The organism is Streptomyces sp. NPDC047117, assembly GCF_040643545.1.
In the GTDB taxonomy this organism is placed as follows: Bacteria; Actinomycetota; Actinomycetes; order Streptomycetales; family Streptomycetaceae; genus Streptomyces.
This window is the reverse complement of sequence record NZ_JBEYUN010000006.1, coordinates 14269-27061: the sequence shown is the minus strand read 5'-3', so window position 1 is coordinate 27061 and position 12793 is coordinate 14269. Positions and strand designations below refer to the sequence as shown.

Annotated in this window: 12 protein-coding genes; 5 read left to right on the top strand and 7 right to left on the bottom strand. The window is 70.3% G+C overall.

What is annotated here, in order from left to right; genetic code table 11:
- Window positions 1-203 precede the first annotated feature (203 nt).
- On the top strand, window positions 204-1958 hold the full coding sequence (gene argS, locus ABZ840_RS12955) for an arginine--tRNA ligase (protein WP_361557851.1): 1755 nt from the start codon (window positions 204-206) through the stop codon (window positions 1956-1958).
- Between the two features lie 101 nt (window positions 1959-2059).
- Here argS and ABZ840_RS12950 read toward each other — a convergent pair whose 3' ends face one another.
- From ABZ840_RS12950 to ABZ840_RS12940, 3 genes are all read right to left on the bottom strand, one after another.
- The gene (locus tag ABZ840_RS12950; protein WP_361557848.1) at window positions 2060-2617 is read right to left on the bottom strand and encodes a hypothetical protein; all 558 of its coding nucleotides are present in this window, start codon (window positions 2615-2617) and stop codon (window positions 2060-2062) included.
- 158 nt (window positions 2618-2775) lie between these two features.
- A complete protein-coding gene (locus ABZ840_RS12945) occupies window positions 2776-4740 on the bottom strand; it encodes a tetratricopeptide repeat protein (RefSeq protein WP_361558781.1) in 1965 nt (654 codons plus the stop codon).
- A 343-nt stretch (window positions 4741-5083) separates the two neighbouring features.
- Window positions 5084-5497: an ATP-binding protein gene (locus tag ABZ840_RS12940; protein ID WP_361557845.1), complete on the bottom strand. Its 414-nt coding sequence runs from the start codon at window positions 5495-5497 to the stop codon at window positions 5084-5086.
- A gap of 111 nt (window positions 5498-5608) precedes the next feature.
- Between ABZ840_RS12940 and ABZ840_RS12935 the strand changes: the two genes are divergently transcribed.
- From ABZ840_RS12935 to ABZ840_RS12920, 4 genes are all read left to right on the top strand, one after another.
- Window positions 5609-6421: a helix-turn-helix transcriptional regulator gene (locus tag ABZ840_RS12935; RefSeq protein ID WP_361557842.1), complete on the top strand. Its 813-nt coding sequence runs from the start codon at window positions 5609-5611 to the stop codon at window positions 6419-6421.
- Window positions 6418-6606 carry a DUF397 domain-containing protein gene (locus ABZ840_RS12930; RefSeq protein WP_361557839.1) on the top strand — a complete coding sequence of 63 codons (189 nt, stop codon included), beginning with the start codon at window positions 6418-6420 and terminating at the stop codon, window positions 6604-6606. The genes ABZ840_RS12935 and ABZ840_RS12930 overlap by 4 nt, the downstream gene beginning before the upstream one ends.
- Entirely contained in the window at window positions 6603-6800 is a 198-nt protein-coding gene (locus ABZ840_RS12925) for a DUF397 domain-containing protein (protein ID WP_361557836.1), read from the top strand. Before ABZ840_RS12930 ends, ABZ840_RS12925 begins: the two co-directional genes overlap by 4 nt.
- A gap of 68 nt (window positions 6801-6868) precedes the next feature.
- The gene (locus tag ABZ840_RS12920; RefSeq protein WP_361557833.1) at window positions 6869-7573 is read left to right on the top strand and encodes a DUF6882 domain-containing protein; all 705 of its coding nucleotides are present in this window, start codon (window positions 6869-6871) and stop codon (window positions 7571-7573) included.
- Between the two features lie 88 nt (window positions 7574-7661).
- On the opposite strand, the gene hemB is transcribed toward ABZ840_RS12920, so the two are convergent.
- From hemB to ABZ840_RS12900, 4 genes are read right to left on the bottom strand one after another with little or no spacing between them, the layout of a single operon-like run.
- A complete protein-coding gene (hemB, locus tag ABZ840_RS12915; RefSeq protein WP_361557830.1) occupies window positions 7662-8654 on the bottom strand; it encodes a porphobilinogen synthase in 993 nt (330 codons plus the stop codon).
- Complete coding sequence (locus ABZ840_RS12910; protein ID WP_361557827.1) at window positions 8651-10300, bottom strand: bifunctional uroporphyrinogen-III C-methyltransferase/uroporphyrinogen-III synthase; 1650 nt, start codon at window positions 10298-10300, stop codon at window positions 8651-8653. The genes hemB and ABZ840_RS12910 overlap by 4 nt, the downstream gene beginning before the upstream one ends.
- On the bottom strand, window positions 10297-11265 hold the full coding sequence (gene hemC, locus ABZ840_RS12905; RefSeq protein WP_361557824.1) for a hydroxymethylbilane synthase: 969 nt from the start codon (window positions 11263-11265) through the stop codon (window positions 10297-10299). Before hemC ends, ABZ840_RS12910 begins: the two co-directional genes overlap by 4 nt.
- Complete coding sequence (locus ABZ840_RS12900) at window positions 11262-12734, bottom strand: glutamyl-tRNA reductase (RefSeq protein ID WP_361557821.1); 1473 nt, start codon at window positions 12732-12734, stop codon at window positions 11262-11264. The genes hemC and ABZ840_RS12900 overlap by 4 nt, the downstream gene beginning before the upstream one ends.
- Window positions 12735-12793 lie beyond the last annotated feature (59 nt).

Sequence of the window (12793 nt, the reverse complement as noted above, 5' to 3'; positions counted from 1 at the left end):
TACCGCGCCGGTGCGTGATCCGGCAGCGGGCCCGCCCAGGCCGCACACCTGGCCGTTCCATTGTCCCAGACGCCCCCGTGATCAATGCCCCCGGCGCCCGGGGCCCGGCGGCGGCAAAAACCCGGAAGGGCTGCCGACCCCGCCGTGAAATACTGGCGGCAAACCCCGACCACCTCTCCCCTCCGACGGAACGGCAGCATTCCATGGCTTCGGTCCCTTCTCTCGCCGCAACGGTCAACCAGCGCGTCTCCGACGCCCTCTCGGCAGCCCTGCCGGAGGCCGGCGCCGCGGACCCGCTGCTGCGACGTAGCGACCGGGCCGATTTCCAGGCCAACGGCATGCTGGCGCTCGCGAAGAAGCTCAAGGGCAACCCGCGCGAGCTGGCGTCCAAGGTCGTGGCGGGCATCGAGGCCCCCGAGCTGATCAAGGACATCGAGGTCTCCGGCCCCGGCTTCCTCAACATCACGATCACCGACGAGGCGATCGTGAAGACGCTGGCGGCGCGCGCCGACGACGACCGGCTGGGCGTGCCGTACGCGGCGAACCCCGGCACGACGGTGATCGACTACGCCCAGCCGAACGTCGCCAAGGAGATGCACGTCGGCCACCTGCGGTCCGCCGTGATCGGTGACGCGCTGCGCCACATGCTGGACTTCACGGGCGAGAAGACGATCGGCCGCCACCACATCGGCGACTGGGGCACCCAGTTCGGCATGCTCATCCAGTACCTGATCGAGAACCCCGACCAGCTGGCCCCGGCCGCCGACGTCGACGGCGAGCAGGCGATGAGCAACCTGAACCGGGTCTACAAGGCGTCGCGTGAGGTCTTCGACGCGGACGAGGAGTTCAAGGAGCGGGCCCGGAAGCGGGTCGTGGCCCTCCAGTCCGGCGACAAGGAGACCCTGGAGCTCTGGCAGCGGTTCGTGGACGAGTCGAAGGTCTACTTCTACTCGGTCTTCGAGAAGCTGGACATGGAGATCCGGGACGACGAGATCGTCGGCGAGTCCGCGTACAACGACATGATGGCCGAGACGGCCCGGCTGCTGGAGGAGTCCGGCGTCGCGGTGCGCTCCGAGGGCGCCCTCGTCGTCTTCTTCGACGACATCAAGGGCAAGGACGACCAGCCGGTCCCGCTGATCGTGCAGAAGGCGGACGGCGGCTTCGGCTACGCGGCGTCCGACCTCTCCGCGATCCGCGACCGCGCCCTCGGCCTGAAGGCGACGACCCTGCTGTACGTCGTGGACGTGCGCCAGTCGCTGCACTTCAAGATGGTCTTCGAGACGGCCCGCCGGATGGGCTGGCTGAACGACGAGGTCACGGCCCACAACATGGGCTACGGCACGGTGCTCGGCGCGGACGGCAAGCCGTTCAAGACGCGTGCGGGCGAGACCGTCCGCCTGGAGGACCTGCTCGACGAGGCGGCGCAGCGCGCCGCCGAGGTGGTGCGCGAGAAGGCGCGCGACCTCACCGAGGAGGAGATCCAGGAGCGCGGCGCCCAGGTCGGCATCGGCGCGGTGAAGTACGCGGACCTCTCCACGTCCGCCAACCGCGACTACAAGTTCGACCTGGACCAGATGGTGTCGCTGAACGGCGACACATCCGTGTACATCCAGTACGCGCACGCCCGCATCAAGTCCATCCTCCGCAAGGCGGGCGAGACCGGCCCCGTGCCGCACCCGGAGCTCGAACTGGCCCCGGCGGAGCGGGCGCTGGGCCTCCACCTGGACGCGTTCGGCGACCTGGTCGCGGAGGCGGCCAAGGAGTACGCGCCGCACAAGCTGACGGCGTACCTCTACCAGCTCGCCTCCCTCTACACGACCTTCTACGACCAGTGCCCGGTCCTGAAGGCCGACACCACCGAGCAGATCGAGAACCGCCTCTTCCTCTGCGACATCACGGCCCGCACGCTGCACCGCGGCATGTCCCTCCTGGGCATCCGGACGCCCGAGCGGCTCTGAGCACCTGAGCCGCCGCCACTGGCGCGGAGTCGCAGGGAAGCCCTGCCGGGACCATGTCCGGCAGGGCTTCCCTGCTTCCGTACGCGCCCGGCGTGCGGGGCTTACGGGTGGTACTTCTCCTCGACCGTCTCGGCAGCACCGGACTTCGTGCTCATAGTGACGCGGACTGTGACGGCCTCGGTCTTGGCGGCCTTCTCCAGCTGCTCCACGGTGCACTCCGAGGTGCCGTAACCGTCGTCGCCGATGGTCACGCCGCCATCGGGGTCATCGGAGCAGATCGAGGCCGCACCGAGGATCTTGGTCGCGTTGGCCACGAAGAACGCCTGGTCCATGCCGCCGTCCTGGCGCTTGACGATCAGCTTGCCGGGAGCCATGTACTCCAGCTTGCCTTCGACGATCTTATGGTTTCCCGCGTTGGCCAGGCCGCCCCCCTCGGGCGCCGTCTTGCTGCCGATGTCGGCCGCGCTGCCGGAGCTGCCCTTGTTGGCGGAGCCTCCGTCGTGCTGGGCCGAGGCCGAGGAGCCGGTGGTACCCGCCGCCGCATCGTCCCCCTGCCCGCAGGCCGTGACCCCCAGACCCAACGCCGCGGCAACAGCAACGGCGGCGGCAAGGCGACGGCCGGCGCGGCCGCGGAAACGGTTGGTGGTGGCGGTGTTCATCGGCTTCTCCCGTAGCTGGTTCGCTCGTCTCTCCCGGACGACAATCAGCTTCGAAGATCACGTTGGCGTCTCACTAACAGGCAGCTAATGATCTGCCAGCACCTCACCGCGGTACTCGCTCAGCGCTTCGTCCACGGCCGCCGGGGGAACACTCCTGCTCAGTCGGCCCGGAATCGGTCCAGCCGTTGCTTGGCCGCCACGGTCCACGGGTGTTCCGGCCCGAGGACTCTCGTCCGGCCGTTCACGACGGCTTCGGCATGCTCGACGGCCTCCGTGCGCTCGTCGAGAGCAGCGAGTGTCCGCCCGAGAAGTGTCCGCGCGGTCAACGTAACCGGATGCTCTGGGCCGAACTTTTCTGCGTATGCCGCAACTGTTTCCCGGACCATGGGCAACGCCTCGGCGACCATGCCGAGGCCGACCAGAGCGTAAGCGTAGTTCTGCTGCGCGATCAGAGTGATCGGGTGTTCCGGCCCGAGTTCGCGACGGCATTCCTCGATCAAGTCCTGTCCAGCCGGAAGCTCTTCGACCAGTTCCTGCCCTTTGGGAGCCTCTAGGAGGTAGGCCCGCGCGAGCAGCGATAGTGGGTGGGCGGGCCCCAGTACTGACGTTCGTCCCGCCACGACACGCCGCACAAGCCCAACAGCCTCTGCCGACGAGTCGTAGACGGCCATCAAAAGGCGAGCCAGTCCCTCGCAACACGTCAAGGTAGCTAGGGCGTCGGAACCAAGTGCACGCTCACAGGCGGCGAGACCCTGGCGGTAATTCGTTTCGGCCTCGTCGAACCGACCGAGGCGGTACAGAGCCCGCCCCACGCGTTCGCGCAGTCTCAACAGTGCCGGGTGTTCTGCGCCCAGCTGTCGCTCTCCGAGTTCGACGGCAGTTTCCGCCACTGTCAGTGCAGGGGCGTAGTCCCCACCCCGGTGCAACGCGATCACCACTCGCAGCGCGGCCTCGACGGCGGCCTCAACTGCTGGGCGGCCGGCTTCCGGCCCCTCCGCCACCCGACGCAGCAGCGCCACGGCATGCGGCGCCAAGAGGTTCGTACGGGGATCGCGGTCGCCGCGATGAGGGACCTCCGGGAGGGCTGCCAGTAACTGTTGGGCCGCTGTCGTGGCCAGTGAATCGCGTTGTTCCGTCGGCGTGCTCCGCCACACGCTGTCCAAAAGCACCCCGTGGGTACGGAGGCACCGCACTCCGCCCGGGACTATCTCCGTCAAGGACTGATCGAGAAGGCCTCGCAGGGCCGCCTCTACGCGCCGCTCCGGGAAGTCGTCACCGGTGGAGAGGCCGGAGAGGAGTGACAGCGGCAGTGGGTCACCCGACCAACACGAGACTAGGCGGAGGAGGGTGACGGATTCCGGGAGGCCCTGGGCGGTGAGGGCGTTCAGGGAGAACTGCCAGGTGCTGCTCACCAGGTGCCGGGCATCGCTGCCGCCGGCGGTCAGCGCGCCCTGGTCAAGGAGTTCTATGGGGTCCAGCCCCTGGCCACCGTCCAGGTTGGCGCCGTACTGGGCCATCGTCCACGGATCGATGAGTTGGTGGGCGAGGAATCCGCCGGCGAGGGTGAGGGCCAAAGGCAAGCGGCCCAGGCGCTCGGCGACATCGGCGGCCTCCTCCACCGTGCCGGCCTCCGGGGCCAGGTCGCACAGGACCTGAGCCGCGTCCTCCCGGGGAAGCACACCGACCTGCAATAGCTCCGCGCCGGGCCACCAGTGGCGGGCCGCCTGGCGGGTGGTCACCAGGACCGTGCCGCGGGGGCTGGTGCGGAGCCAGCCCCCATCACGGAGGACCGCAGGGTCATCGGCGTTGTCCAGGACCAGGAGCCAAGGGCGGTCGGAGCGGTCCAGGTGGTCCCAGACCAGGTCGGCCGCGGCCCGTAGACCGCTGCGGGCCGCGGTCAGTTCGCCGTCACCCGCACCGCGGTCGGCCGCCACCGCCAGCATGCCTGTCCGTAAGGACGCGGTGTCCGAGGCGTTCACCCACAGCCCGAGGCGGTCGGCCTCGGACGTCGCGTGCTGGAAGAGGGTGTACGCGACGGCCGTCTTCCCGCAGCCGCCGAGGCCGTGCAGGACGTACACCTGGCCGCCCGCGCCCGGCGCGACGCCGGCGCGGAGGCGGCCCATCAGGTCGGTGCGGTCTCGCAGGACCGCGGGGGCGCGGCCCACGGAAGGCCAGCGGACGGAGTCCAGACCGGACCACGCCCCACCGGCCCCATCGGCGCCACCGGCCGGGCCGCCCTCGGAGCCATGGTGATGGTGCTCGATGATGTGCTGGTCGCCGGACGCCTGGTAGACCCGCCCCTGGCCAATGGCCCTGGCGTCGTTGCCACCCGTACCGGGATCGCCGCCGTTCACACCATTCCCCCTCCCGCCGTGTACCGCACGGGAGTTCAGCGTAGATCACGAGACTGACGCTGATCAGGGCATTGAGACCTTTGGCTGAAGGCCTCGCCGCATCCCACCGAGGCTAACTCTCGTGCGCCGCGAACTCGCCCCAGACGACCTTTCCGGGATCCCGTTCGTAGACGCCCCACTTGTCGGCGAGCGCCGCGACGAGCAGCAGCCCTCGGCCCCGCTCCGCGTCCGCGCCGGGCGGCGGTGACGGGGTACGTGGCCATCCCGGCCCGGAGTCGTGCACCTCGATCCGTACGGTGCCGCCGTCGTCGGCGTACTGGTACAGCCGGAGCCGGAACGCCCGCCCCGGGGGTACGCCGTGCCGCAGCGCGTTGGTCGCCAGCTCGCTCACGCACAGCAACGCGTCGTCCGTACGGGGCCCGAGCCCCCACTCCGCGAAGGCGCGCGCGGCAAATGCCCGCGCCTCCGGCACGGACCTGCGCGCCCGCGCGTAGCACCGCTCCCGCAACCACTCGTGTTCGCTCACGGTACGCATCGTGCGTGGCGCGTCCGGACCGCGGCACTCGCCGTACCCGTACAGATTCGCTGTACGGGTACGGCGCGGATAGGACGCGGAAAATGGTGGGAGTGGGTCACCATGCAGCCCCGGAAGAACGCGTCCTCACAACGCCTCGTCGGCGCCCAACTGGCCCTGTTCCGCCGCCTTGCTGGGTACACCCAGCGGGAGCTGGCCGACCGCCTGAACATCGGCGAGGAGACCATCGCCTCGATCGAGCAGGGCAGACGCCCGCTGAAGGGGGACCTGGCCGAACGCCTGGATTTGGAACTGGGCACGAGAGGCGTGCTGGCGGTGTCGGTGGAGTACATGCCGGAAGCGGAGAAATACCCGGTGTGGGGCGCCGAGTTCGTCGACAACGAGCGGGCCTGCTTCACGCACTACTCGTACGACGTTCTAGTCGTCCCCGGCCTGCTCCAGACCGAGAACTATGCTCGCGCGGTGTTCCGCACCCGGCTGCCGATGTACTCCGATCAGGAAATCGCAGAGCTGGTCGCGGCAAGAATCGAGCGGCAGGCGATCCTTCGTCGCGAAATCCCGCTCACCGCGCACTTCATCGTTTCCCAGGCGGCCTTGATGGACCGACTCGGCGGCGACGAGGTGTACGCGGAACAGCTGCAGCAGCTACGCGTTTGCGCCGGCCTGCCTGGCGTATCGCTCCAGATCATGCCCTTCGGCCAGACTACGCACGCCGGGCTCAGCGGCCCCTTCGTGCTGCTGGAAACCCAGGACCACCAGCTTCTCGCTTACACCGACACCCACCGTGGCAGCCAGTTCATCTCCGCCCCGGACGACGTGAGCAGACTGGCAATGAAGTATGCGATGCTGCGGACGCAAGCCCTCAACCCCGCAGAAACCAAAGGCTTGTTGGACCGGCTGCTAGGAGAGCGATGAGTGCCGCACTGAAGTGGTTCAAGTCCAGCTACAGCGGCGAAGAAGGCGGCAGCACCTGCGTCGAGATCGCCGTACAGCCCGCCACCGTCCACATTCGCGACTCCAAAAACACCGACGGGCCCCATCTGGTCGTCGCCTCGGGCACTTGGGCAGACTTCACCGCGTTCGCCCGGGAGCAGCGATGAACCCGGGGCTGTCGTGGTTCAAGTCCAGTTACAGCGGCAGCGAGGCCGGCAGCACCTGCGTCGAGATCGCCGTACAGCCCACCGCCGTCCGCATCCGGGACTCCAAGGACTCCGACGGGCCCCACCTGTCCGTCACTCCCGCCACGTGGGCAAATTTCACCGCATTCGCCGCGACGCGCGAATACCCGGCCTAGGCGCGCAAACGCCCCTCACCGTCGCCCCGGATCTCTCGCCGCGCCAGCGGCCTTCGTAGGGTCGGGGGATGAACAGCTCAGCATTCAGTGAGGCTTTTGTCCGGACGGTTCAGCCTTATGCCGCTTGGGGTGCGGAACAGCTCGAAACGTTCAACGCATTTCTGCCCGAAGGGGACTGGAGCGCCGATCTCGATCAGTGTTCCTATCGCCAGGGACGGCAGGAACTGCAGATATCCGTGCTCGGGACGTGGGACGTCAGAGACGGGTCGTGGCTGTGGGGGTGGGCGAATCCGGGGTTCGGGAACAAGCCCGTCGCCGGGGCCGCGCACGCCGTGCGGCGGTTCGGGCACGAGCAGCAGATCCCCGAGTTCACCAGCGACCTCGTGAACCTGTCCGGCGCGCCGGACCCCCGTATGGCGGCGGAGACGCTCGCCTTCGGCGCGATGAGCGTGCTGGGCGCGCCGGGGTACATCGGCGCGCAGGCCAGCCCGGAGGCGCGGGTGTACTTCGTACCGAACGATCCGCAGGTGCCGCGGGCCTCGCCCGACCCGGTCAAGCTGCCCCGCATCCTGATGACGGGCGCGGGCATCTTCGGGGGCGCGGAGAGCCAGGTGGTCACCGGGTACTTCGGCCGCCACGGCGTGGAGCTCCAGCGGACGGAGGACGGGTTCTCCGTCGTCCTGCCCGACGGCACGCCGGTGAGCATCCGCTTCGACGGGCAGGGGCGGATCTCCTCGATCGACGCGCACTTCGCCACCGCGGCGGGCCGGTGACACGTACCCGTACGCGAACGGCAGCCGGGCCCCCGCCACCGTCACGGCAGCAGGGGCCCGGAAAGCCGGAAGACCGGCGGCGCAGCCGTCAGAGGCGGCGTGCGACCTCCGTCGCCCAGTACGTCAGGATGTTCTGCGCACCGGCCCGCTTGATGCCGGTCAGGGCCTCCAGGATCGCCGCGTCACGGTCGATCCAGCCCTTCTCGGCGGCGGCCTCGATCATCGCGTACTCCCCGGAGATCTGGTACGCGGCGACCGGCACGTCCACCGACTCCGCGACATCCCGCAGGATGTCCAGGTACGGCATGGCCGGCTTGACCATGACCATGTCGGCGCCCTCTTCGAGGTCGAGGGCCAGCTCGCGCAGCGCCTCACGGGCGTTCGCGCCGTCCTGCTGGTAGGTCTTGCGGTCGCCCTTGAGCGACGAGCCGACCGCCTCGCGGAACGGGCCGTAGAACGCGGAGGCGTACTTCGCCGTGTACGCCAGGATCGAGACGTCCTGGTGGCCGATGCCGTCCAGCGCCTCACGGATCACGCGGACCTGGCCGTCCATCATGCCGCTGGGCGCGACCGTGTGGGCGCCCGCCTCGGCCTGGACCCGGGCCATCTCCGCGTACCGCTCCAGCGTGGCGTCGTTGTCGACCCGGCCGTCCGGCGTGAGGACACCGCAGTGGCCGTGGTCGGTGAACTCGTCCAGGCAGAGGTCGGACATGATGACGAGATCGTCGCCGACCTCCTCCCGCACGTCGCGGAGGGCGACCTGGAGGATGCCGTCCGGGTCCGTGCCGACCGTGCCGTTCGCGTCCTTCTTCGACTCCTCCGGGACGCCGAAGAGCATGATCCCGGAGACGCCCGCGGAGACCGCGTCGACGGCGGCCTTCCGCAGGGTGTCACGGGTGTGCTGGACAACGCCCGGCATCGAGCCGATCGGCACCGGCTCGGAGATCCCCTCGCGGACGAACGCGGGGAGGATCAGGTCGGCCGGGTGGAGCCGGGTCTCGGCCACCATGCGGCGCATGGCCGGCGTGGTGCGCAGCCGACGCGGCCGTGCTCCGGGGAATCGTCCGTACGTGGTGCTCAACTGCGGGCCCTCCTACGCGATCCGGGCCGGCGCTCGCTGGGACGGGTGACCGGGTCACCGTTCTCGACCGCGGCAGCACGCCGCGCCGCTCCGAAGTCCGCGAGCGCTTCGGCCAACTTGTGCACCGAGGGCTCGGGCGACATCACGTCCACGCGCAGCCCGTGCTCCTCGGCGGTCTTGGCGGTGGCCGGGCCGATACAGGCGATCACGGTCACGTTGTGCGGCTTGCCCGCGATGCCGACGAGGTTCCGCACCGTCGAAGACGAGGTGAAAAGTACCGCGTCGAAGCCGCCGCCCTTGATGGCCTCGCGGGTGGTGGCCGGCGGCGGCGACGCGCGCACCGTCCGGTAGGCGGTGACGTCGTCGACCTCCCAGCCCAGCTCGATCAGCCCGGCGACCAGGGTCTCCGTGGCGATGTCGGCGCGCGGCAGGAAGACGCGGTCGATCGGGTCGAAGACCGGGTCGTAGGGCGGCCAGTCCTCCAGGAGGCCGGCGGCCGACTGCTCCCCGGAGGGGACCAGGTCCGGCTTCACGCCGAAGGCGACGAGCGCCTTGGCGGTCTGCTCACCGACGGCCGCGACCTTGATGCCCGCGAAGGCGCGCGCGTCCAGGCCGTACTCCTCGAACTTCTCGCGGACGGCCTTCACGGCGTTGACGGAGGTGAAGGCGATCCACTCGTAGCGGCCGGTGACCAGGCCCTTGACCGCGCGCTCCATCTGCTGGGGCGTACGCGGCGGCTCGACGGCGATCGTCGGCACCTCGTGGGGTACGGCACCGTACGAGACGAGCTGGTCGGAGAGCGAGGCCGCCTGCTCCTTGGTCCGCGGTACGAGCACCTTCCAGCCGAACAGCGGCTTGGACTCGAACCAGGAGAGCTGGTCCCGCCGGGCGGCGGAGCTGCGCTCGCCGACCACGGCTATGACCGGCTGGCCGCCGTCCGGCGACGGCAGCACCTTGGCGGCCTTGAGCGTCTGCGCGATGGTGCCGAGGGTGGCGGTCCAGGTGCGCTGGCGGGTGGTCGTACCGGCGATGGTGACGGTCAGCGGCGTGTCGGGCTTCCGGCCCGCCGAGACCAGCTCACCGGCGGCCGCGGCCACCGAGTCGAGGGTGGTGGAGACGACCACGGTCGCGTCGCTCGTGCCGACCTCGGACCAGCAGCGGTCGTCGGCGGTACGGGCGTCCACGAAGCGGACGTCGGTGCCCTGCGCGTCACGCAGCGGCACGCCGGCGTACGCGGGCACGCCGACCGCGGCGGCGACGCCCGGCACGACCTCGAAGCCGATGCCTTCGGAGGCGCAGGCCAGCATCTCCTCGGCCACATCGGCGTCCAGGCCGGGGTCTCCGGACACGGCACGCACGACCCGCTTGCCGGTGCGCGCGGCCCCCATGACAAGATTGGTCGTGTCCCGAAGCGTGGGGACGTCGGCGGGGATTGACGCCTCGTCAGCTGAGGCCTGCATCGGTGTGTCCACGTTCGCACGGGCATGCGTGCGGACGACGTCGAGCACCTGCGGGTCCGCAATCAGCACGTCCGCGTGGGACAGCGCCTCCACGGCGCGCAGCGTGAGCAGACCGGGATCTCCCGGCCCGGCACCGAGGAAGGTGACCTGGCCGGCGGCGGGGTGGTTCGGGGCGGTGGGGTTCAAAGTGCTCGCTCCCCCATAAGACCGGCAGCACCCTTGGCGAGCATCTCGGCGGCGAGCTCACGGCCCATGGTCGCCGGTACGGAAACGTCGTCGCGGGAGGTGGGTACGTGTCCGGTGGTGGACAGTTGCACCAGCGCGCTGCCGTCGGTCGTGCCGACGACACCACGCAGGCGCAATTCGGTGACAGCCCGGTCGCCGTCCTGGAGATCGGCCAGCGCACCCACAGGTGCGGAGCAGCCGGCCTCCAGAGCGGCGAGCAGGGAACGCTCGGCGGTCACGGCGGCCCGGGTCACCGGGTCGTCGAGCTCTGCGAGCCGGGCGGCGAGATGCTCGTTTGTGGCAGCACACTCCACCGCAAGCGCCCCCTGACCGGGGGCAGGCAAAACTGCGTCCGGCGAGAGGAGCTCCGTCGCCTCGCCGATGCGGCCGATCCGGTTGAGCCCGGCGGCGGCCAGTACGACCGCGTCGAGCTCTCCCTTCTCGACGTAACCGATACGGGTGTCGATGTTCCCGCGGATCGGTACGGTCTCGATGCGCCGGCCCAGCGACCGGGCCCAGGCGTTCAGCTGCGCCATGCGGCGCGGCGAGCCGGTACCGACCCGCGCCCCGTCGGGCAGCTCCTCGAACGTCAGGCCGTCGCGGGCGATCAGCGCGTCCCGGGGGTCCTCGCGGACCGGTATCGCAGCCAGCGTCAGCTCGGCGGGCTGCGCGGTCGGCAGGTCCTTCAGCGAGTGGACGGCGAAGTCGATCTCGCCGCTGAGCAGCGCGTCGCGCAGGGCCGAGACGAAGACGCCGGTACCGCCGATCTGCGCCAACTGCTCGCGCGAGACATCGCCGTACGTGGTGATCTCCACCAGCTCGACGGGGCGCCCGGTGACCTGGCGCACCGCCTCGGCGACGTGTCCGGACTGGGCCATGGCGAGCTTGCTGCGCCGTGTCCCGAGTCGCAATGCCTGGTCGTTCATGAGCGCTGCTCCCGTGCTGTGTCGTGCCTGTCCGCGCGCGTGTCGGCCCGGCTGACGGCGGCGACCGTCTGGGGGTCGAGGTCGAAGAGCTTGCTCAGCGCGTCGGCGTACCCGGCGCCGCCGGGCTCGCTGGCGAGCTGCTTGACCCGCACGGTGGGCGCGTGCAGAAGCTTGTCGACGACCCGGCGGACGGTCTGGGTGATCTCCGCGCGCTGCTTGTCGTCCAGGTCGGGCAGGCGGCCGTCCAGCCGCGCGATCTCGGCAGCGACCACGTCGGCGGCCATGGTGCGCAGGGCGACCACGGTCGGGGTGATCGTCGCGGCGCGCTGGGCCGCGCCGAAGGCCGCGACCTCCTCCGAGACGATGCCGCGCACCTGGTCCACATCGGACGCCATGGGAGCGTCGGCGGACGCGTCGGCCAGGGATTCGATGTCGACGAGGTGCACGCCCTCGATCCGGTGGGCCGCGCCGTCGATGTCGCGCGGCATCGCCAGGTCGAGCAGGGCCAGTTCCCGGTCCTCGCGGCCCTCGGCGGCCGCCGCGACCGCCTCGCCGGTGAGGACGAGTCCGGTCGCCCCCGTACACGAGATCGCGATGTCCGCCGCGGCCAGCTCGGCCTGCACCTCGGACATCGGGACGGCGCGCGCGACAAGGCCGTTGGCCCGGCCGGGGCTGCCCGGCTCGGTGAGGCCGTGTCCATATTGCTCTTCGAGCAGGGCGGTGAGCCGTACGGCCCGGTCCAGGGTGCGGTTGGCGACGGCCAGCTCGGTGACGCCGGCCCGCGCGAGGGTGGCGGCCGCGAGCGAGGACATCGAACCCGCACCGATGACCAGGGCCCGCTTGCCGCGGGCCCAGGCGTCCACGCCCGGAGTGCCGAGCGGGGCCGTGGCGTCGGGGACGGCGTCGTCGACCAGGATGCAGTGCGCTTCGTGACCGCCGGCCGCGCCCGCGAGCTGCTCCAGGCCGAAGGTGACCAGGGACTGGCCGGCCTTGTCGATGCCGGTCTCGCTGTGCGCGCGCTTGCCGACCCGCAGCGCCTGCTGGAACAGGTCGTTCAGCAGCCGCCCGGCGGTGTGCTGGTCCTGCGCGAGGGCGAGCGCGTCCTTGATCTGGCCGAGGATCTGGCCCTCGCCGACGACCATGGAGTCCAGGCCGCAGGCCACCGACAGCAGGTGGTGGACGGCGCGGTCCTCGTAGTGGACGTAGAGGTACGGCGTGAGCTCGTCGAGGCTGACGCCGCTGTGCTGGGCGAGCAGCGTGGACAGCTCGGCCACACCGGCGTGGAACTTGTCCACGTCGGCGTAGAGCTCGATGCGGTTGCAGGTGGAGAGCACGGCCGACTCGGCGGCCGGCTCGGCCGACACGACGTCCTGCAGCAGCTTGCCGCGGGAGTCGGGCGCGAGCGCGGCCCTCTCCAGGATGCTGACCGGCGCACTGCGGTGCGAAAGGCCGACAACAAGAAGGCTCATGCTTGCACCTCGCTTCGCGAGGCACAGCCTGCGCCTGTGACGCACCTTTCGATGATTCT